Raw genomic sequence first — 21,351 nt, forward strand, 5'->3', positions numbered from 1 at the left:
GCAATATGCTCTTATTCTTCCCAGACTTTTACTTCTTTCATTACGTCGCCATTTTTCATTTTTAACACTGTATCAAGTCCTTCTGTTACTTTCCCAAATACAGTGTGAACACCGTTCAAATGAGGCTGTGGCTCATGAACAAGAAAGAACTGACTGCCGCCTGTGTCTTTACCAGCATGTGCCATTGATAGAGAACCCGCTTCATGTTTGTGAGGGTTTCCTTCTGTTTCACATTTAATTGAGTAGCCAGGGCCGCCAGCACCTGTACCAGTTGGGTCTCCTCCTTGAGAAACAAATCCAGGGATAACGCGGTGGAACGTTACGCCGTTGTAGAATCCTTCATTAGCTAACTTTTCAAAGTTTTCTACTGTTCCTGGTGCTTCGTTCGGAAATAAATCGATTAGAATTTTTTCGCCATTTTCCATTAGAATACTTGCTTTTTTCATATAAATGACCTCCAATATATGTATTAGTACCGCTATAGGCTCTGTTTTCCCTATCAAAGCGGCAAAACGTAAAAGTTGTAAGTGCCACCTAGAGTAGAACACTTACATTTATAAACTCACTCTATTCTACTACAAACAAGCTCATGAATTCAATGAATGCACTTCTTCACTTTCTTCTCGTAGGGCTCTAAATAAAAAATAGTAGTTGTGAGATGAAACTTTTTATAGTATCATCCGTCTAATACAGTGATAGAGATACATAGATTTCATTTCATATAGAAATCTACGCCTCTAGACTGATTTATGGGAAAATGATGAATTGACTCTGTTACTTCAGACCTGCCCGTATTATAATAGGGCAAGTATGGGATTAAAGGAGGAAAAAGGTTTGAAATTAACGATAAAAGCAATGATGGTGACATTAGGTCTTCTTCTATTCCTAACCGCACCCTTAAAAAGTTTTGCAGATGCTGCGCCGGGCGATGTTATTATTACATTAGGTCAGGACTTAACCAGCTCTCAGAAGCAACAGGTATTAAATGACCTCGATGCACCAAGCAATGCTCAAACAGTAACCGTGACAAACCAAGAAGAGCATGAATATTTAGGTGACTTTATTCCAAAGGCTACTATTGGATCTCGTGCTATTTCATCTTCTAGTATTACCCTTGGTTCAAAAGATTCAGGTTTAAGCGTATCAACTCAAAATATTAATGGTATTACAGACGACATGTATATTAATGCTTTGATGACCGCCGGCGTTAAAGATGCAAAAATCCAGATTACCGCTCCATTTGAAGTATCTGGTACAGCTGCTTTAACAGGTATTATGAAAGCATATGAAGTTCAAACAGATCAAAAAATCCCAGAAGAAGTAAAAAAAGCAGCCAATGAAGAGATGGTCCAGACATCTGAGCTTGGTGAAAAAATCGGTAAAGAAAAAGCAGCGCAGTTTATGGCAACGATTAAAGAAGAAATTGCCAAAGAAAATCCTCAAACAAAGGATGATTTACGCACGTTAATTCAGCGAGTGGCTGATGATTTAGGTATTAAATTAACAGATTCAGAGCTTAATACACTTGTTGATTTTTTCAATCGTTTAAAAGATATGAACATCGATTGGAATCAAGTAAAAGACCAACTTTCCGCGACAAAGGAAAAAGTAACAACATTTCTTCAGTCAGAAGAAGGCCAATCATTTCTTGATAAATTAAAGCAATTCTTTGTTGATATTATTAATGCTATTAAATCGTTATTCTCATAAAAAAAAGAGCCTCTTGAACAAGAGGCTCTTTTTTTTACGTTAATCACTCGTTACTTTTTTACCGTCACTTTGTATTTCACGTCATTTTTTACAATGTCTTCATACGTTTCGCGTTTTACGACTAGCTGTGCTTCTCCATCTTCTACGAACACGACAGCTGGCTTTGGCAAACGGTTATAGTGACTTGCCATAGAATAACCGTATGCGCCTGTACAAAACATCGCTAATAAATCATCTGGGTTTGCTTTTGGAAGATGTACATCCCACATCAGCATATCCCCCGATTCGCAGCACTTACCCGCAATAGATACAAGCTCATCACTCTCATCATTCATTCGATTGGCAATGACCGCTTCATATTTCGCTTGATACAGCGCCGGACGGATATTGTCGTTCATTCCTCCATCAATCGCTACATATTCACGTACATTAGGCACATGTTTACGAGAACCAATTGAATACAGGGTCGTTCCAGCATCTCCTACAAGAGAGCGGCCGGGTTCAATCCAAATTTCAGGAATTTCTACCTCTAACTGTTTAGACTGCTTTTTGACCTCTTCTATAATAACTTCCACATACTGCGAAACAGGAATAGGCTGATCTTCTTCCGTATAACGAATACCAAAGCCCCCGCCTAAATTTAATACTTGCGGAACAAATTCTATACGTTGTTTCCACTCTTTCATTTTTGCAAAAAGCTTTTGAGTCGCCATAATAAATCCGGTTGTTTCAAAAATTTGAGATCCTATATGACAGTGAATACCTAAAAGTTCTAGCCCCTTGCTATTTTGTACAAGACGCACAGCTTCGTCTGCTTGACCGTTTTGAAGATCAAACCCAAACTTCGAGTCTTCCTGCCCTGTCAAGATATAATCATGTGTATGAGCTTCAATTCCGGGTGTTAATCTGAGAAGAACAGGCATCTTTTTTTGATACTGTTCCGTTATTTCCTGAAGTAATGAAATCTCATAAAAATTGTCAACTACAATACATCCTACATCTTCTTTGATAGCCATTTCTAGTTCTGCTCGGCTTTTATTGTTTCCATGAAAATGAATCCGTTCTTTCGGAAAGTCAGCTGCTAAAGCCGTGTACAGTTCTCCTCCCGAAACAACGTCTAACGAAAGACCTTCTTCATGAACGACTTGGACCATGGCAATTGTAGAAAAAGCTTTGCTTGCATAAGCGACCTGTGCTTTTACCCCATGCTTTTCAAATGTTTCTTTAAATCCTCTAGCACGCTGCCGAATTAAAGCCACGTCATATACGTAAAGGGGTGTCCCAAAATTTGATGCTAATTCAACCGTATCAACTCCACCAATTTCAAGATGACCCTGCTTATTTATGCGACTTGTTCCGTGTAAAAACATGTTTAGACCCCGTTCCTGTGTATAGTGTAAAAAAGACAGTTAACGGCAATTCGCTGCTAACTGTCTAAATATTTATTATTTTCCATATTTAAAACAAATCTATCACATCTTCATACAGGTTTCAACCACATATTTTGTTTAAGGTTTTGCAGGCTGGCGGTCTTTGTCCTGCGGATGTACAATACTAGGACGCGGATTTGCTCCAGGAACCGGTGTGCGAATGATAATCTGCCATAAAGCCTGCGGGTTGAATGGAAGAAACGGCCACAAATAAGGCGTATTCAACGATTTTAATCGCGCCATATAGAGAATGATACACGTTGTTGCAATAAGAAACCCTGGAGTATGAAAGGCCGCCACAAAAATTAACAGAAACAATCGCAGCATTTTATTTGCTACTGCTAACTCATAGCTTGGCGTTGCAAACGAACCAATTGCTGCAATAGCCACATACAAAATAACCTCCGGAACAAAGAGACCTACATCAATAGCAATTTGCCCAATAAGCGCGGCGGCAATCAAGCCCATCGCCGTGGCAAGCGGCGTCGGCGTATGAATCGCCGCCATCCTCAGAAATTCAATCCCAAAATCAGCTAAGAAAATTTGAACAACAGTTGGAATATTTGTTGCTTCGTTTGGTCCAATAAACTGCAGTTTTGACGGCAGCAAGTCTGGCTCAAGTACAAATAATAGCCATAGCGGTAATAAGAAAAGAGAAGCTAGAATTCCTAAAAAACGTATCCAGCGAATAAACGTTCCTACAGAAGGAGACTGCCTGTATTCTTCTGCATGCTGTACGTGATGAAACAGCGTAGTTGGCGTAATAATAACGCTTGGAGACGTATCGGTAATAATGATTACATGCCCTTCTAGTACATGAGCTGCTGCTGTGTCCGGACGTTCTGTATAACGTACCATTGGAAAAGGATTAATTCCTTGTTTGACTAAAAACTCTTCAATTGATTTGTCAGCCATCGGCAAACCATCTATATCAATTGCTTCAAGTTCATCTTTTATCAGTTTAACCAGCCCTGGATCAGCTACGCCATTTATGTACCCAATCGCTACGTCCAGTTTTGATCGTTCGCCTACCTTCATAATTTCAAAACGAAATCTTCCGTCACGAATTCGTCTTCTTGTTAACGCTGTATTGATAATGATGTTTTCAGTGTATCCATCTCTTGCTCCGCGAATTACTTTCTCTGTATCGGCTTCTTCAGGGGATCTGCCAGGATATGTACGCACATCGACTTCAAAGCCAACTTCTTCACCGTCAATTAAAACGAATAGCAGTCCTGATAAAACCGACACCATTCCATCATCCAGCGTCTTTAGAGGCTTGACTTGCTGATGAATAAGACGGTTTTCAACAATATCCTTCAGCTTTGCCCGTTCAACTTCATTATCATTAATTTGAACGAGCACTTTTGTAATTTCAATAATAAATGAACTATCGCACAGTCCTGTTACATAGTAAACGTGAACTTCTCGATCCAAAATAAGCAGTTTACGCACGCCCACATCAAAACTTGTGTTCATACTAGCATTTTCTTTGAACCACTGATCGTTTTTTTGTACTTTCGAAAAAATAGCTGTTTTCTGCTCTGCTAGCTTATCCAAACGAACCACTCCTTTCTAAAATAAGTCTTGCTGCTTTTTCTGTAATAGGACATCCCAGTTTAACATCATCCATCCTAGCCATTTTGCCGATATCCCCTATTCCTACAACTAAGGGAATATCAAGCTGATCCAAGCAGTAAACTGTATCTCCATTAATTCGTCCGACTTCTAACTCTTGAATTCCGCTTTTATCCACTCCGTAATGCGATATTTCTCCAAAACGATCAATGGTCACATCCACTCTTGTCCATTCGCTTTGATGAGTACGTGATGCAACGGCAATCACTCCAAGAACTTCTACTTGAGGATGCTTTGCTACATGGAGCAAAGCAACTTCCCCAGGCCCTTCCTCTAAGAAACCGCTATCGTCAAACATCACAAAGACAGGATCATATGGTGCTTGAAGAATTAACTCTACCGTTTGACTGCCTGTTAACGTAGTAGGGTTTCCATATGACCTCGAAATGCATCTGCCACCAACCGATTTAGCTACATGCTCAATTGCTTTGCGTGCATATTCGTCCCCATCGGTTACAATAATGACCCTTCTTTTTTTCATAATCTTTTATCCTTTCGGTTTAAAGATTAACGCGATAATAAAAGCAAATAAAATAGCTGCTGAAATTCCAGCGGAGGTAAGTTCAAAAATCCCAATCCCAATTCCAATAAGTCCATGGTCATCCGCTTGCTTCATCGCTCCGTGCAGCAAAGAATGACCAAAGCTTGTAATTGGAACCGTCGCTCCGGCGCCAGCAAATTCAATTAACTTATCATAAAGACCAAATCCATCTAAAATCGCTCCTGCAACTACAAATGAACTCATAACATGTGCTGGAGTAAGCTTAGCAAGATCTAGCAGCAGCTGCCCAATAACGCAAATGATTCCTCCTACAGCAAAAGCTATTACATACTCCATTGATCATCCCCCTCCCCAATATGTTCTAAGACGACGCCATGAGCAATTGTTGGAATTGACTCTTTTTGCTGAATCATCGTTGGACTTAAAAGAGCTCCTGTTGCTACCATAAACACTTTTTTTAAGTTTCCTGATTTTAATTCATTTAAAATATGCCCATACGTGACAATGGCCGAGCAGCCGCAGCCGCTTCCTCCTGCAAATACATTTTGATCAGGGCGGTATACCATTAATCCGCAATCATTATGATTGGTTGATATATCGTAGCCTTCATCCTTGAGCAGCTGTTTTAAGATTGGACTTCCTACACCAGATAAATCTCCTGTTAAAATAAGATCATACTCGCTTGGAGCAACGTTTAAGTCTTCCAAATGTCTTTGAATGGTATCTGCAGCAGCTGGTGCCATAGCAGAACCCATGTCGTTTGCATTTTTAATCCCGTAATCCATTACCCGACCAATCGTTGCAGACGTCAGACGCACAATACCTTTTTCTTTCGAGACCAGCGCTGCCCCTGCTCCCGTAATGGTTGCCGTTGCTGTATCTGGTTTTTGTCCTCCGTACTCGGTAGGATTTCGAAATTGGCGCTCAGCCGTTGCGTTATGACTGCTCGCTGATGCAATAACACGATTAGCAAACCCTGCATCTACAAGAGCTGCTCCTGTTGCAAGTGTTTCCATCGATGTGGAGCAAGCGCCAAACATGCATAGAAATGGAATTTGGTTATGCCGGGCTACAAAATTAGCCGTTACGTTTTGATTTAATAAATCTCCAGCCAAAAACAAATCAACGTCTTCATAGGATAAATTTATTTTTTGCAAGCAGGAATCAATGGACTCCGTCATCAGCCTTCTTTCAGCCAACTCCCAGTTGTCTTCTTCACAGTGCAAATCTTTATGTGTAATATCAAATGTTTCTCCTAACGGTCCATCTGCTTCTTTTGGTCCTACAGCTGTTCCCGTGGCGTTAATATAAATAGGATTTTCATAAACCCACGTTTGCTTCCCAGTTTTTCTCATAATCCCCCTCTTTTCATAGCAAATAAGTTTTAAAAAGGTAGCGAATGATTCCTACAACGTAAGCCGAAACCGTTCCAAATACAATGACGTTTCCAGCCAGTTTGAACATGTTCGTCGCAATTCCAAGAACAATCCCTTCACTTCGATGTTCAAGCGCTGCACTCGTCATGGAATTGGCAAAACCCGTAACAGGAACGGCTGAACCTGCACCTGCGAATTGACCAATACGATCGTATATCCCAAACCCGGTTAAGAGCGCAGATATTAAAATAAGAGTTGCAACGGTAGGATTACCTGCATTTTTTTCATTAAAGTCAAAAAATGCAATATAGAAATTTTGAATTGCCTGTCCTAGTGTACAAATGATTCCCCCTACCAAAAAGGCTTTTAGGCAATTTGCCACATATGAAGGTTTAGGCTGAAATGGTTTAATGCTTTCTTGATAGTTATCTTTTAATTTTTGATTATTTGCCATGTTACATACATCCTTTTCTTATTGATTAACAAAATAAATCCAATGAAATAATGATCCGCATACTTTGCCTAGTACAATGGCCATTAACAATAAAATAAGCTTGCCTTCCATTCCTATTCGTTTCGTTAACGTCGGCAATACATTAAGCACTTCTGTTAACGCTGCTGCCAACATTCCAATAAAAATACCGCTCGTTAGACCTATGATCATAATGAACACCACAGGAAACTGCCACGTGTATTGATGAAGACTGCACCAACCGCCTGTAACAGCACCCCCTACTACTCCCCATTCATATGCTTGAATATATTTCATGGTTTTGGTCAGCTGCATCAAACGCGGAATAATGCCCAGCACCGTCAAAAATGCTACAAACCCAGCACCTGCAGCCAGTCCTCCCGCAAGTCCAATTACAATGGTCATCACAATGTTAATGATCATCAATTTTTTTCATACTTTCTTTATTCTCGTGCATAATGACGTATTGATCTAAGTCTTGCTGGTAATTAAACATTTCGACTTCGAGAGGACTAGGCTCTTCATTAATTCGTTTTCTAAAGACATGGTTAAAAAACAGAATCATTCCCAAGCCTAAACCGATAGAGTAAGGCACTTGAATCAGCAAAGGCTGCTTATCTCTCAGACCGGTCAGCATATAGAACAATTTTTGATGTACTTGTTTCATACTCACATCTTCGTGAAAGTTCATAATTGCCAAAGCAGCTCCGATGAAGAGAAGAAACCAAACAGCTAGAAAAAACAAAAAGGAATATTGTTTCTTTTTATACACGACCTCTACAATCGTTTGAGCGGGTCCAATCGTCTGAATGTCTAAATGCGGATACTGAGAGGTAACTTTTTCAATTACCTTCATTAAATCAACAATGATAATATTTCGATCACTCATACTTACTTGATATACAACTAGCTTTTCAATTTGCTTTTGAACAGAATCTCCTGCTATAACCATTGCTAATTGTCCAATATTTACAGCCTCATCAGGTTTTACTTGAATACGATGCCTCATTTTAAGATAAAGAACGTTTTCCATTCATATCACACCTTACGATTCATTATCTCCCTGTACGAGTAGTATGGATTTTCTTAAATTTTCTAATTCACGTTTCTGAACAGACCATTAATTACCAAATAAAAAAAGCAATCCGTTTCACTATTCTTCTTTGAATAGCAAAACGGATTGCTTCTTAAGTATTACGTATCATTCATATGCAGCTTCATTTGTTTTAAGATTTTCTTCTCAAGCCTCGATACCTGAACTTGAGAAATTCCCAGCCTTGCGGCCACTTCAGACTGAGTTTGATCTTTGTAATACCTCAAATAGACAATGAGCTTTTCACGCTCATCAAGTTCTTCAATTGCTTCTTTTAAGGCAATTTTATCAAACCACTTCGCTTCCGTATGATCAGCAATTTGGTCAAGAAGGGTAATTGGATCCCCATCATTTTCATAGACCGTCTCGTGAATAGACGAAGGAGCACGATTAGCTTCTTGAGCTAGCACTACTTCTTCAGGAGTGAGATCCAAATGTTCTGCAACCTCAGCGACTGTAGGGACGCGTCCAAGTAATTTGGAAAGCTCGTCTTTTGCTTTACGTATTTTATTGCTCATTTCTTTCAGAGAACGGCTAACCTTTACCGTGCCATCATCACGAATAAATCGCTGAATTTCACCAATAATCATTGGAACAGCATATGTTGAAAATTTAACATCATACGATAAGTCAAATTTATCAACGGACTTTAATAGCCCTATACATCCAATTTGAAATAAATCATCGGGCTCATAACCACGGTTAATAAAACGTTGAACAACCGACCAAACGAGCCGCATATTTTTTTGGACGATTGTATCTCGTGCAATTTGATCACCTTGCTGACTGCGCTTGATGAGGTCTTTAACTTCATGATCCTTTAAATACGGTTCGTTTTTATTTTTTTTGACCTCCACATCCATTGGCAAGTCTCCTTAATTACATAGCGCTTTACTATTTGTTAAGTGCTTTTTTAAATATAAGGTCGTACCTTCTAATACAGTTGACTCCACTCGAATTTCGTCCATAAAGTTTTCCATTATGGTGAAACCCATCCCAGAACGTTCTAGATCTGGCTTCGTTGTGTATAAAGGCTGTTTGGCTTCATCCACGTTATCGATACCAATTCCTTCATCACGAATCATCAGCTCGACTACACCATCTTCATGAAGCGTCACAGAAATGTATACCACACCATCCGGATTGCTTTCGTAGCCGTGAATAATAGCATTTGTTACTGCTTCAGATACGACTGTTTTAATTTCTGTTAGCTCATCCATTGTTGGATCTAACTGCGTAATAAATGATGCTACCGTGACGCGGGCAAACGATTCATTTTGACTAAGCGCGGAAAATTGGAGGTTCATTTGATTTTTCATTATGCCACCCCCAATTTTTGAAGCGCGTTTTCTTCATTAGGTTCAAAACGAATAATTTTAAATAAGCCTGACATATTAAACAAACGTTCTACGGCAGGAGAAATAGCACATACAACCATTTCCCCGCCGTTATTATGAACCTGTTTGTATCTCCCTAAAATAACCCCCAAGCCAGAGCTGTCCATAAAGGTTAAATGCTGTAAATTTAAAATCAAATGGCTGATAGATTCCTTCTCTATCGCTTCGGTGATTTTGCTTCTTAGCTCTTCTGCCGCATGATGATCTAATTCTCCAGTTAATCGAACCAACAAGACATCTTGTTTGAATTCCAATTCAATCGAAAGACTCACTATACAAACCTCCTCGGAAATCTTATAGTCAGTCTTTCGCTGCCGACAGAATAGAATCCTTCTCACCGACAAAACTAGTTCTATTTCGTCACATTTAGCTGTTTAAGATGTTTGAGAGAAAATAGAGAATGTACGTTTGAATATCTTCCACCAAGAAGCAGCATCGATATCTTCTTTTGCAAGAAGTGGTGAAGAACTAACTACTTTGTTATCCTTCTTAATGGTCAACGTTCCAATTTTGTCGCCTTTTTGAATAGGCGCATTTAACTTCTCGTTCATTTTCACTTCTGTTTTAACATCTTTGGCTGCATTTCCTTTTTTCAATAAAACAGAAATAGGCTCGGACGTAACAGCTGTTACCTGATCTTCGCTACCCTTGTTTACATCTATCTTGGTAATGACGTCTCCTTTTTTGTATAAAGGCTTCGTTGTATATTGACTGAACGCGTAATCTAACATTTTGGTTACTTGATTATTGCGATCTTTTGGCGTGCTTGCACCGAATACAACCGCTAACACACGCATATTTCCCTTTTTAGCGGTAGCTGTTAGGCAATATTTAGCTTGACCTGTAAATCCGGTTTTGAGTCCATCAACGCCGGGATAAAACTTCACTAAGCGATTTGTATTTACTAACCAAAACTTCTTATCTGTATCCGTACGTAAATAAGCTTCATATTTACTTGTATAGTTAATAATTTTTTCATACTTTAGCAGCTCTCTGCCCATCATGGCCATATCATGAGCTGTACTATAGTGATTTTCTACGGGCAGGCCTGTCGGATTTTGAAATTTTGTATGAGTCAAACCAAGCTCTTTCGCTTTTTGGTTCATCTTTGCTACAAATTTTTCTTCTGATCCAGCTAAATATTCAGCCATTGCCATAGAAGCATCGTTACCAGAACCTATCGCAATCCCTTTTAGCAAATCATTTACCGTCATTTCTTCTCCGGGCTCTAAAAAGATTTGTGAGCCCCCCATTGAAGCGGCATATTCACTTGCCCGCACTTTATCTTTTAAGGTAATTTTCCCTTTATCCAAAGCCTCCATAATTAAAATCATTGTCATAATTTTAGTCATACTGGCAGGGGGAAGTTCTTGATTACTATTTTTTTCGTATAGAATTTTTCCTGTATCCCGTTCAATTAAAATAGCTGACCTAGCACTGTCAGCAAGCTCAGAATTCTTTTTTTCTGCGGCTAAAACAGGTTGCGTCATAAGTGGAAATAAAAATATGACAACGAGTAACTTTACAATAGTTCGCTTCATCTCCACAAACCTCCATTCTTTATACAACCTATTTTTTCCAAGGTATAATCGATTTATACTAAACCAAATAAAAAAAGCATCGAGAAATTCTCGATGCTTGAAGTCATATTTTCTTCTTATTGTTGATAAGCTGGAAGCTGCTTTACTACTTCTTTTACAAGAGATAAAAACTGCTGCTTTACTTTTTCAGTCGTTTCAATCACTTCTTCATGATTTAACGGCTGATCTAAAATGCCAGCTGCCATATTAGAAATACAAGAAATACCTAGTACTTTCATACCTGCATGGCGTGCGACAATAACTTCCGGCACTGTAGACATGCCGACCGCGTCTCCCCCGATAATGCGAAGCATGCGTACTTCAGCAGGCGTTTCATATGTTGGACCTGTATTTCCTACATATACACCTTCTTGTAAGGCGATATTTAAATCAGCTCCTACTTTCTTCGCTAATTGACGAAGATCCTTGCAGTAAGCAGTTGACATATCCGGGAACCTTACTCCAAAATCAGAGTCATTAGGTCCAATCAAAGGGTTGGTTCCAAAGTTATTAATATGATCAGAAATAATCATTAAGTCTCCTGGATTAAAGGATTCGTTCACTCCGCCCGCTGCATTCGTTACAATCAACGTTTCTACACCGATTTCTTTCATTACGCGCACTGGAAATGTTACTTTATCAAGGGCATACCCTTCATAAAAGTGAAAACGTCCTTGCATAGCTACAACCGGTACGTCATGAATAGTACCTATTACTAATTGACCTGCGTGACCTTCAACTGTTGAAACCGGGAACTCAGGAATGTCGTTATACGGAATTTTTACCGCGCCTTCAATTTCGTCAGCTAATACCCCTAGCCCAGAACCTAAAATAAGTCCAATTGTTGGTGTAACAGCTGATTGATTTTTAATATATGCTGCTGCTTTTTCGATATATTCTTTTTTCATACTCCATTCCCCCTGCTTAATTCAGCTCTTTTAAAAAACTTTTTCCATGCTTAGGCATTGCTACGCCAAAATTTTCTGCTACCGTTGCGCCAATATCCGCAAACGTTTGACGAATAGAAAGTTCTTTTCCTTCTTGCATGCCTTTATTGTACACAAGAAGCGGCACGTATTCACGCGTATGGTCTGTCCCATGATGAACTGGGTCATTTCCATGATCAGCTGTAATAATCAATAAATCATCTTCTTTTAATAAATCAAATACTTCTTCTAAGCGTGCATCATATTCTTCAAGCGCTTGCCCGTATCCTTGTGGATCACGGCGATGACCATAGAGAGCATCAAAATCAACTAAATTTAAGAAGCTTAAGCCTGTGAAGTCCATGTTTAATGTATCAACTAGCTTATCCATGCCGTCCATATTCGATTTGGTACGAAGAGATTTTGTTACCCCTTCTCCGTCGTAAATATCAGAAATTTTACCGATAGCAATAACATCGATGTTATGGTCTTTTAATTCATTCATTACTGTACGTCCAAAAGGCTTTAATGCATAGTCATGACGATTGGATGTACGTGTAAAGTTACCTGGTTCACCTAAAAACGGGCGAGCAATAACACGTCCAATCATATATGGATCATCAAGCGTTAATTCACGAGCAATCTCACAAATTTTGTACAATTCATCAATTGGAACAATTTCTTCATGAGCAGCAATCTGCAAAACAGAATCTGCTGATGTATAGACGATTAAGTCACCTGTTTCCATATGTTGTTTTCCTAGCTCATCCAAAATTTCTGTACCAGACGCTGGTTTGTTCCCAATGATTTTCCGACCTGTTTTTTCTTCTAATTGTGAAATCAGCTCTTCTGGAAATCCGTCTGGAAATACATTAAAAGGCGTATCAATATTAAGACCCATAATCTCCCAATGGCCTGTCATTGTATCTTTTCCTGCAGAAGCTTCCTGCATTTTTGTATAGTAAGCCAACGGTTTTTCGGCTTTATCGATTCCTTTAATTTCACGGATATTGCTTAGGCCAAGCTTAGCCATATTGGGCATATGAAGACCGTTGCAGTGCTCTGCAATATGACCAAACGTATCAGCACCTTTATCATTGTATTTTTCAGCATCCGGCGATTCACCGATACCTACTGAATCCATGACAATTAAAAATACGCGTTTATATGTATGCGCCATTTTATTCCCTCCAAATATCAATTTATTTATTCTCTATAAAATTCCCGTTTGGAAATAATTTAACCATCTTCTCTTATTGGTCAGAAGTCTGACCTCTCTATTAGTATAGACGCTTTTTATTTTTTTGTACACATGAATGAAAGTGTTTTCAATCAAAAAAACCAATGTCTATGAACTCACTGGACATTGGAATCTTCCTACGCTCGCGGATGAAACTGATTGTATACATCTTTTAAACGTGCTTTTGTAACATGTGTATAAATTTGAGTGGTCGAAATATCCGCATGCCCGAGCATTTCTTGAACAGCTCTCAAGTCCGCGCCGTTCTCTAACAAATGAGTAGCAAACGAATGCCGTAACGTATGAGGAGTTAATTCTTTTTCAATTTTTGCTTCAGAAGCTAATTTTTTTAATATTTTCCAAAACCCCTGCCTTGTTAAACGCCTTCCGTGATGATTAACAAAAAGTGCTTTGTCCTGTTCCTTTTGCTTTGTTAAAACACTCCGGCTATGCTGTAGATACTCTTCAATTGCCTCCGTTGCCAACCTTCCGATAGGGACAATTCTTTCTTTATTCCCTTTTCCGATACAACGAATAAATCCCATCGTCAAATGTGCATCATCAATATTTAAGTTAACGAGTTCAGACACACGAATTCCAGTAGCATAAAGCAACTCAAGCATCGCTTTGTCTCGCACGCCAAAAGGCGTCGAAGTATCAAACACATTTAACAGCGCCTCTACTTCCTCTGCATTTAGCACTTTTGGCAGCTTGCGCTCAAGCTGCGGAGTATCAATGTGAACGGATGGATCTGTATCCGCTGCTTTTTCTCTTAGTAAGAATTGATGAAAGGATCTAGTTGAAGCCACATGTCTCGCAATCGTTTTAGATGACTTTTGCTGATCACTTAAATATTTCAGAAAATTAACGATGTGAAGTCTTGTTACTTCATTAAATGATTTCAGCTGCTCTACATGCTCTAAATATTGAGCATACTTTTTTAAGTCTCGCTCATATGAGTCAATCGTATTTTTCGCCAGTCCCCGCTCTACTACTAAATAATGAATAAAATCTTGAATTTGATCATTCAATAGCCTCTACTCCCCGTTTTGATAAAACATAAATAAACGCTCTAGCCACGTCTGATCTTTGTTCACACTTGCTTGCATGACCTTAACTGCTGAACCCGACGGCTCATCATAACGTTTATAATTTTGATACTCTTGAGATACCCATATCATTCCAAAATAAAACAAAAGAGTAAACCCGGTAAATAAGATAAATACTTTACATGTATTATATACCATTTCAGCCCATGATTTCATGAAACAATTCCTCCAATTTTTGATTCTATTAGAAGATATGCCAATTGGGACAGGTTTTATACATGTTTCTTGCCTTTACACGCTGAGTGCTCTCCTGGTCATTTCCTTTCTTTCTATAAAACCATGTAGCTTGTAATCTCGTTATTTTTTTCTATTTATGTACAACAAAAAACCTTCTCCATTAGGGAAAAGGCTTTTACTGCTTGTCTTCTTTATCCTGACAGCGATGGCAAATGCCATGAAATGTCAAGCGGTGATCTTTAATTTTAAAATTCCATTGCTTTTCCACAATTTCTTCAACGTCTTCAAGCAAATCTTCTTGAATTTCGTCCACAGATCCACATTCCATACACACAAGGTGATGATGAAAGTGTGCGGCTCCTTCTTGTCTTAAATCGTAGCGAGAAACGCCATCGCCAAAGTTTATTTTATCAACAATTTTAAGTTCAGTTAACAATTCTAACGTACGATAAACAGTTGCCAATCCAATTTCCGGAGACTTTTCCTTGACGAGGAGATATACATCTTCGGCACTTAAATGATCCTCTTCATGTTCAAGAAGTACTCTTACAGTCGCCTCACGTTGAGGTGTCAATTTATAGCTAGCTGAGTGCAACTGCTGCTTAATTCGCTCAATTCGACTTTCCATAATTATTCCCTCCCTCGCCATTCACTAATCCATTATATCAGATGTGTCGAGGGTGTCAAAATAAAGTTATTATTAATAAGAAAAAAGAATTCTTTTTACTTAATACTTATTCTTATTTATTTAATAGAGCCATTACACTTTTCATTAAAGTAGGTGATACGTAGGCTTCAACTGTAGCCGCACAGGCAACCAAACATATCATTGCAATCATCGTGCCGCCATAGCGTAAAAAGGATGCGGAAATTGGCTCCGCTGCTTTTTTAAAGAATTGCTGCCGCACAAGCTTCAAAGAAAAGGCAACGGAAGCTGCAGACAAGATTAGAAACGCCGGGATGAGAAAGATATTTTGCGGCATAACAGATACAAAAGATAGCGCAAAACCAGAGAGTCCCATTTGATTGACTAAAAAGCCTACGGTAAAACCAATCACCATTCCTTTTAAAAACAGCAGAATTAACACTACAGGCAAACCAATAATGGCGATTCCTAATATCCAAATGAGCCCTAAGTATTTAACATTATGAAAAAAACTTTGCTGAAACATTTCAACGCTGCTTGCTACTTCTCCACTCTTTACCTGTCCGAAAAACCGGTTTAAATAAAAATACAGGTCTTCTTTTTGATCAAGCGTCAAACTATTTACAACAATAGCCCCAAAAATGATTCCCATTAAAAACAGCACGGTCACAAACAAATAAATAGAACTGTTTTCTTGAAAATGTCTTGCATACGATAATGGCAATTGTTTTTTTCTCATCGTCTTCCTCCTATTAATCGCTTAATAGAGTGTATGATAGAGTACAAAAACTATGCCAAGAATCTTTTGAATCTATCAAATAAAAAAAGAGAATGAGACATAATGAAATCTGCATTCACCATCACCTTAAAAAAATCCGAACGAATTTGATTCTCCATCAAGAATCTCTATTCATCGTTCGGATGTTCCTTAAACTAAGATATGGTTGTCACACATTTTTTTAAGTTAGAGATATACGCATGCCTGTTTTTTCTCACATCAAATGACGTTTCAATGTAAACCTCTAAATTGCTAGATTGCCGTTCGTATGTAAAAGAAAAAACTCTCTTACTCTCCTAATCCGCTTTTTAACTGTAAGTACTGCACGGCATAGGCTGTTTTTGCATCATAAATTTCCTTGTTTTGAATAAGAGTAAGGGCCTCATCTACCGTAACTTCCATTACTTCAACAAATTCATCTTCGTCTAATTCTGCTTTGGTGGTCATCACTTTTAAATCTTCCGCTAAATAAAGGTGCACCAACTCATCCGCAAAACCTGGTGATGTATAAAAAGAAATAATATGGCTAAGCGAATCTGTCGTATAGCCCGTTTCTTCTTCTAACTCACGTTTTGCTGTCACAATCGGCTCTTCTCCTTTTTCTAGCTTGCCGGCTGGAATTTCGACTAAAATACGATCCATCGGCCTGCGATACTGTTTGACCATAACCATTTTATGATCGCTTGTTAATGCAATGACAGCTACGGCTCCAGGGTGCTTAACTACTTCTCTTGTACTCGTTTTTCCGTTTGGAAGCTCTACTTCTTCTAAGTACAAATCAATCACTCTGCCTCCAAACAGCTTTTCAGAAGACAGCATTTTTTCTGTTAAATGATCCATTTTCTACACCTCGTTCTATTTTTTTGACTCTTACATATATTCTATCATACGAATCTTGGGAGGTAGAAAAAATGAAAGTTTATGTTCACGAGAAGCAAATCATTTTGGTTGGTAAAGCATGGGAAATCAAACAAAAGTTAAAAGAATACGGTGAACAATTTCAGTATGTTGATGAATGGACGAACGCTATCTCTCAAAATTTCAATTCTTACAAACAAGCAGACTGCAGACACTAATTGTGCTGCAGTTTTCTAATCTTCTTATTTGAGTTTCCCTCTATCATAGCGCTACAATAGATAGAAACAAGTAAAAAATAAGGAGTGACATAGATGGAAAAAAGACGCTTAGGTACTTCAGACTTGCTTGTCAGTACATTAGGTTTAGGGTGCATGTCTCTTGGAACGGAACAAAAACACGCTGTCAATATGATTGATGAAGCTCTCGAATATGGCATTAATTATTTCGATACAGCAGATTTATATGATTTTGGCTTAAACGAGGAGTTTGTGGGACAAGCCCTAAAAAAACGCAGAAATGATATTATTTTAGCCACAAAAGTGGGGAATCGCTGGAATGATGCAAAAGACAGCTGGACGTGGGATCCGTCTAAAGCTTACATAAAAGACGAAGTAAAAGAAAGCCTGCGCCGTCTTCAAACAGATTACATCGATTTATATCAACTGCACGGAGGAACTGTTGAAGACAATATTGAGGAAACGATTGAAGCATTTGAAGAATTAAAACAAGAAGGCGTCATTCGCTACTATGGTATTTCATCTATTCGCCCAAATGTGATTCGAGAGTATGTGCAAAATTCTTCTATTGTCAGCGTCATGATGCAATACAGCTTGTTAGACAGACGTCCTGAAGAAAGTGCACTTCCGCTTTTACATGATAACGGCATTAGCGTTGTAGCGAGAGGTCCAGTAGCCAAAGGGCTGCTAACCGAAAAAGGAGAGCAAAAGCTTGCTGCATTCGAGGGCAAGGGCTACTTAGATTATAGCGGTACGGAATTAGCAAAAACGATAGAAGAATTTTGTCACGTACGACCAACTCACTCGCTAAACTCAACGGCACTTCAATACTGTTTAGCTAATCCTACGGTAGCCTCGGTTGTAGCAGGAGCAAGCTCTTCTTCACAGCTTCGTGAAAACATCAAAGCTGTCGAGGCTTCCCCGCTTCAGCCTACTGAAATCAGCAAGCTGCAATCGATCTTTAAAGCAAATCAATACGAAGCTCACCGTTAAAAAATAAAAGCGCCGATAAAGGCGCTTTTATTTTTTAAATTCAGACCAGTTCAAATTACTTTCATTTAACAGTTCTTCAAACGACTTATTTTTTTCTTTTTCTTTTCGAATTCGAGCAGCTTCTTTACGTTCTGTTTCTTTCTGCTCTTCTTCTTTTAAAGAAAGCGCCTGTTTTTTAGCTTGAAGCTGTTTTAATAAGCTATCATTTAGCTGATCTTTAATACTAAGCTGATCATTTTGTTTTTGTGCTGATTGTTTTTGCTTTTTTTTAGCCATCACAATTCCCCCGCTACTTTAATTGAGAGATATTGTATCATATTCTTGCTTTTGTTACCAAAAATCAAAATGCATCTAGTTTTACATGTTCATCAATGATTAAAGTTGGCTCTGTAGATTGTTGAATATCTTCTACCGTATAGCCTTTCGCTACTTCAACAAGCTTTAGACCTTCTGCCGTAATATCAATGACCGCTCGATCTGTAATAATACGATCCACTACCTCTTTTCCTGTCAGAGGGAGGCTGCACTCATTTAAGATTTTAGGCTCATCTTTTCTCGTCACGTGTTCCATAATAACAATGATGCGCTGTGCTCCATGAACTAAATCCATTGCACCGCCCATTCCTTTAATCATTTTTCCAGGAATCATCCAGTTTGCCAAGTCACCAGTTTTTGAGACTTCCATTCCTCCTAAAATCGCAATGTTAATATGCCCTCCGCGAATCATTCCAAACGATTCAGCACTATCGAAGTAAGAGGCGCCTTTTGTCGCCGTTACGGTTTCTTTACCTGCATTAATTAAATCAGGATCTACTTCTCCTTCTTTCGGATATGGTCCAATGCCTAACAAACCGTTTTCGGACTGAAGCACCACCGTTTTATTATCTGAGATATGATTAGCCACAAGCGTTGGAATACCAATTCCAAGGTTTACATAAAATCCGTCCAAAATTTCTTTTTCAGCACGTTTTGCAATTCGCTCTCTCACGTTCACGCCGTTTTCAATCATGAAAAATCTCTCCCCTTTTGTTATTTTTGAACGGTTAAACGCTCAATACGTTTTTCTTGTTCACCAATAATTAACGATTGAACATATACACTAGGTGTGTGAATAATATTTGGATCGAGTGAGCCTGTTGGATGAAGTTCCTCTACTTCTGCTATCGTCACTTTTCCTGCTGCTGCAATCATTGGGCTAAAATTGCGCGCTGTCTTGTTATACACCAAGTTCCCCATATGATCGGCTTTCCAAGCTCTAACCAAACTAAAATCAGCTTTTAACGCCTCTTCTAGTAAATATTCTTTTCCTTCAAACACGCGAACTTCTTTTCCTTCAGCAATGGGTGTTCCCACTCCCGCTGGTGTATAAAATGCAGGTATGCCCGCTCCGCCGGCGCGAATCTTTTCAGCTAGCGTGCCTTGAGGCAGCAATTCTACTTCAATTTCTCCTGACAATACTTGTCTTTCAAACTCTTTATTTTCTCCCACGTAAGAACCAATCATCTTTTTAATTTGTTTGTTTTTCAGAAGCAGTCCAAGTCCCCAGTCGTCTACGCCGCAGTTATTTGAAATTACGGTTAAATCTTTTACCCCTGTTTCAACTAACGCTAAAATCAAATTCTCCGGAATTCCACATAAACCAAAACCACCGACCATAATCGTAGCACCGTCGTGAATATCTTTCACCGCTTCTTTAAACGACGTATGTACTTGTTTCATACATAACCACCCCTTCGTTATTTTTGAAAACGCTTTCTAATCTATTATAAAAGATTTTTATTTCTTTTTAAATATATATATAACTGAAAATTATAATTTAATCATTTTTTTGTCAAAAAAGTTATATTACTAGACAAATTAAAGGAAAAACAAAAACGCCACGAGTTCCAAAGCTGTATGTTTGGAATCTGTGGCGTTGTGATATAGCTTTAATGTTTGTTAAAACTATATCAAATTAAGGACGTTCAACGATTGTTGCAACGCCTTGGCCTCCGCCAATACATAACGTTGCTAACCCAAGTTTTGCGTCGCGTTTTTGCATTTCATGAATAAGTGAAACTAGGACACGTGCACCACTTGCACCAATAGGATGTCCAAGCGCAATTGCTCCACCGTTTACATTTAAAATATCATGATTAAATTGAAGTTCACGATCCACAGCGATTGACTGTGCAGCGAATGCTTCGTTTGCTTCTACTAATTGAACATCTTCTAATGAAACAGCAGCTTTTTCAAGCGCCTTTTTCACTGCGCTTACAGGACCGATTCCCATAATGCTTGGGTCTACTCCCGCAGTTGCATTACCTTTAATTGACACTAATGGTGTTAGGCCTAACTCGTCTGCTTTTTTACGGCTCATTACCACTACTGCCGCTGCACCGTCATTGATACCAGATGCATTACCAGCTGTTACAGAACCGTCTTTTTTGAAGGCTGGACGTAGTTTCCCTAAGCTTTCAGCCGTTGTGCCTGCACGTGGGAACTCATCTTGTTCAAAAACAGTTACTTGACCTTTTCTTCCAGGCACTTCTACTGGTACGATTTCATCTTTGAAACGACCAGATTGAATAGCTGCTTCTGCTTTTTGCTGACTTGAAGCTGCAAACGCATCTTGTTCGTCACGAGTAATTTCATATTTATCACACAGATTTTCAGCTGTAACGCCCATATGGTAGTCGTTAAATGCACACCATAATCCATCTTGAATCATGCTGTCAACTACTTTTTGGTCGCCCATTTTAAACCCGTTGCGTGCATTTTTTAATAAGTATGGTGCTTGGCTCATGTTTTCCATTCCACCAGCAACAATCACATCAGCATCCCCAGCAAGAATCGCTTGTGTAGCGAGATGTACTGCTTTTAGTCCTGATCCGCATACTTTATTGATGGTTAATGCTGAAACAGTTTCAGGTAAACCTGCTGCTAAAGTTGCTTGTCGTGCTGGATTTTGTCCTAAACCTGCTTGTAGGACATTTCCCATGATAACTTCATCTACTTCGTTTGCTGATACCCCTACTTTGTTTAAAGCTTCTTTAATTACAGTACCACCTAAAGTTGTTGCGGATACATTTTGTAAGCTTCCCCCAAAGCTGCCGATTGCTGTACGTACAGCGCTTACAATGACTACTTCTGTTTGACCCATGTCGAAAACCTCTCCTTACTGTTTGATTACTGTGATTAACTGTCACCT

The 21,351-nt window shown here is 38.9% G+C and carries 27 protein-coding genes; 3 read left to right on the forward strand and 24 right to left on the reverse strand.

Features of this window, described 5'->3' with window-relative positions:
• Positions 1-11: 11 nt before the first annotated feature.
• Entirely contained in the window at positions 12-446 is a 435-nt protein-coding gene (locus tag AC3WJG_RS05925; protein WP_013059064.1) for a peptidylprolyl isomerase, read from the reverse strand.
• A 388-nt stretch (positions 447-834) separates the two neighbouring features.
• Here AC3WJG_RS05925 and AC3WJG_RS05930 point away from each other — a divergent pair, with 388 nt between their 5' ends.
• Entirely contained in the window at positions 835-1,710 is an 876-nt protein-coding gene (locus AC3WJG_RS05930; RefSeq protein WP_013059065.1) for a DUF1002 domain-containing protein, read from the forward strand.
• Positions 1,711-1,760: 50 nt separating this feature from the next.
• Here the strand turns inward: AC3WJG_RS05930 and lysA are convergent, their stop codons facing one another.
• From lysA to AC3WJG_RS06025, 19 genes are all read right to left on the reverse strand, one after another.
• Positions 1,761-3,080 (reverse strand): diaminopimelate decarboxylase, encoded by a 1,320-nt coding sequence (gene lysA, locus AC3WJG_RS05935; RefSeq protein ID WP_028410709.1) that lies wholly within the window; start codon positions 3,078-3,080, stop codon positions 1,761-1,763.
• A 138-nt stretch (positions 3,081-3,218) separates the two neighbouring features.
• On the reverse strand, positions 3,219-4,700 hold the full coding sequence (locus tag AC3WJG_RS05940; RefSeq protein ID WP_028410708.1) for a spore germination protein: 1,482 nt from the start codon (positions 4,698-4,700) through the stop codon (positions 3,219-3,221).
• Positions 4,693-5,259, reverse strand: coding sequence for a stage V sporulation protein SpoVABEA (spoVAEA, locus tag AC3WJG_RS05945; protein ID WP_028410707.1), 567 nt, complete (start codon positions 5,257-5,259; stop codon positions 4,693-4,695). The genes AC3WJG_RS05940 and spoVAEA overlap by 8 nt, the downstream gene beginning before the upstream one ends.
• Before the next feature lie 6 nt (positions 5,260-5,265).
• Positions 5,266-5,616: a stage V sporulation protein AE gene (gene spoVAE, locus AC3WJG_RS05950; protein WP_028410706.1), complete on the reverse strand. Its 351-nt coding sequence runs from the start codon at positions 5,614-5,616 to the stop codon at positions 5,266-5,268.
• Entirely contained in the window at positions 5,604-6,635 is a 1,032-nt protein-coding gene (gene spoVAD / locus AC3WJG_RS05955; protein ID WP_013084932.1) for a stage V sporulation protein AD, read from the reverse strand. The genes spoVAE and spoVAD overlap by 13 nt, the downstream gene beginning before the upstream one ends.
• Before the next feature lie 13 nt (positions 6,636-6,648).
• Positions 6,649-7,110, reverse strand: a complete 462-nt coding sequence (spoVAC, locus tag AC3WJG_RS05960; RefSeq protein WP_025750442.1) for a stage V sporulation protein AC — start codon at positions 7,108-7,110, stop codon at positions 6,649-6,651.
• Positions 7,111-7,128: 18 nt separating this feature from the next.
• Complete coding sequence (locus AC3WJG_RS05965) at positions 7,129-7,551, reverse strand: stage V sporulation protein AB (RefSeq protein WP_074677429.1); 423 nt, start codon at positions 7,549-7,551, stop codon at positions 7,129-7,131.
• A complete protein-coding gene (locus AC3WJG_RS05970) occupies positions 7,541-8,161 on the reverse strand; it encodes a stage V sporulation protein AA (RefSeq protein WP_098249274.1) in 621 nt (206 codons plus the stop codon). The genes AC3WJG_RS05965 and AC3WJG_RS05970 overlap by 11 nt, the downstream gene beginning before the upstream one ends.
• A 161-nt stretch (positions 8,162-8,322) precedes the next feature.
• Entirely contained in the window at positions 8,323-9,084 is a 762-nt protein-coding gene (gene sigF, locus AC3WJG_RS05975) for an RNA polymerase sporulation sigma factor SigF (protein WP_013059074.1), read from the reverse strand.
• A 12-nt stretch (positions 9,085-9,096) separates the two neighbouring features.
• Entirely contained in the window at positions 9,097-9,540 is a 444-nt protein-coding gene (gene spoIIAB / locus AC3WJG_RS05980; RefSeq protein WP_013084935.1) for an anti-sigma F factor, read from the reverse strand.
• Positions 9,540-9,890 carry an anti-sigma F factor antagonist gene (spoIIAA, locus tag AC3WJG_RS05985; RefSeq protein WP_028410702.1) on the reverse strand — a complete coding sequence of 117 codons (351 nt, stop codon included), beginning with the start codon at positions 9,888-9,890 and terminating at the stop codon, positions 9,540-9,542. Before spoIIAA ends, spoIIAB begins: the two co-directional genes overlap by 1 nt.
• Positions 9,891-9,992: 102 nt before the next feature.
• Positions 9,993-11,159 (reverse strand): D-alanyl-D-alanine carboxypeptidase family protein, encoded by a 1,167-nt coding sequence (locus tag AC3WJG_RS05990; protein ID WP_028410701.1) that lies wholly within the window; start codon positions 11,157-11,159, stop codon positions 9,993-9,995.
• 116 nt (positions 11,160-11,275) lie between these two features.
• A complete protein-coding gene (locus tag AC3WJG_RS05995; protein WP_098249277.1) occupies positions 11,276-12,106 on the reverse strand; it encodes a purine-nucleoside phosphorylase in 831 nt (276 codons plus the stop codon).
• 16 nt (positions 12,107-12,122) lie between these two features.
• On the reverse strand, positions 12,123-13,304 hold the full coding sequence (deoB, locus tag AC3WJG_RS06000; protein ID WP_098658774.1) for a phosphopentomutase: 1,182 nt from the start codon (positions 13,302-13,304) through the stop codon (positions 12,123-12,125).
• Between the two features lie 197 nt (positions 13,305-13,501).
• Positions 13,502-14,395 carry a site-specific tyrosine recombinase XerD gene (xerD, locus tag AC3WJG_RS06005; RefSeq protein WP_028410698.1) on the reverse strand — a complete coding sequence of 298 codons (894 nt, stop codon included), beginning with the start codon at positions 14,393-14,395 and terminating at the stop codon, positions 13,502-13,504.
• A 6-nt stretch (positions 14,396-14,401) separates the two neighbouring features.
• Entirely contained in the window at positions 14,402-14,629 is a 228-nt protein-coding gene (locus AC3WJG_RS06010) for a YqzK family protein (protein ID WP_013059081.1), read from the reverse strand.
• Between the two features lie 196 nt (positions 14,630-14,825).
• Positions 14,826-15,278, reverse strand: coding sequence for a ferric iron uptake transcriptional regulator (fur, locus tag AC3WJG_RS06015; RefSeq protein WP_013059082.1), 453 nt, complete (start codon positions 15,276-15,278; stop codon positions 14,826-14,828).
• Between the two features lie 112 nt (positions 15,279-15,390).
• Entirely contained in the window at positions 15,391-16,035 is a 645-nt protein-coding gene (spoIIM, locus tag AC3WJG_RS06020) for a stage II sporulation protein M (protein WP_028410697.1), read from the reverse strand.
• 327 nt (positions 16,036-16,362) lie between these two features.
• Positions 16,363-16,914, reverse strand: coding sequence for an NUDIX hydrolase (locus AC3WJG_RS06025; RefSeq protein WP_013059084.1), 552 nt, complete (start codon positions 16,912-16,914; stop codon positions 16,363-16,365).
• 71 nt (positions 16,915-16,985) lie between these two features.
• On the opposite strand from AC3WJG_RS06025, the gene mciZ reads away from it, so the two are divergent.
• A complete protein-coding gene (mciZ, locus tag AC3WJG_RS06030; protein ID WP_013059085.1) occupies positions 16,986-17,150 on the forward strand; it encodes a Z-ring formation inhibitor MciZ in 165 nt (54 codons plus the stop codon).
• A gap of 93 nt (positions 17,151-17,243) precedes the next feature.
• Positions 17,244-18,161, forward strand: coding sequence for an aldo/keto reductase (locus tag AC3WJG_RS06035; RefSeq protein WP_098658775.1), 918 nt, complete (start codon positions 17,244-17,246; stop codon positions 18,159-18,161).
• A 27-nt stretch (positions 18,162-18,188) separates the two neighbouring features.
• Here the strand turns inward: AC3WJG_RS06035 and AC3WJG_RS06040 are convergent, their stop codons facing one another.
• The 4 genes from AC3WJG_RS06040 to AC3WJG_RS06055 all read right to left on the reverse strand — a co-directional run bounded on the left by AC3WJG_RS06040 (position 18,189) and on the right by AC3WJG_RS06055 (position 21,303).
• On the reverse strand, positions 18,189-18,437 hold the full coding sequence (locus tag AC3WJG_RS06040) for a YqkE family protein (protein WP_098326287.1): 249 nt from the start codon (positions 18,435-18,437) through the stop codon (positions 18,189-18,191).
• Between the two features lie 64 nt (positions 18,438-18,501).
• Positions 18,502-19,170, reverse strand: a complete 669-nt coding sequence (locus tag AC3WJG_RS06045) for a 3-oxoacid CoA-transferase subunit B (RefSeq protein ID WP_016765510.1) — start codon at positions 19,168-19,170, stop codon at positions 18,502-18,504.
• Between the two features lie 20 nt (positions 19,171-19,190).
• Positions 19,191-19,880 carry a CoA transferase subunit A gene (locus tag AC3WJG_RS06050; RefSeq protein ID WP_025750456.1) on the reverse strand — a complete coding sequence of 230 codons (690 nt, stop codon included), beginning with the start codon at positions 19,878-19,880 and terminating at the stop codon, positions 19,191-19,193.
• 235 nt (positions 19,881-20,115) lie between these two features.
• Entirely contained in the window at positions 20,116-21,303 is a 1,188-nt protein-coding gene (locus AC3WJG_RS06055) for an acetyl-CoA C-acetyltransferase (protein ID WP_028410695.1), read from the reverse strand.
• Between the last annotated feature and the right edge of the window lie 48 nt (positions 21,304-21,351).

The sequence above is a fragment of the Priestia sp. FW507-14D1A genome (assembly GCF_058781295.1).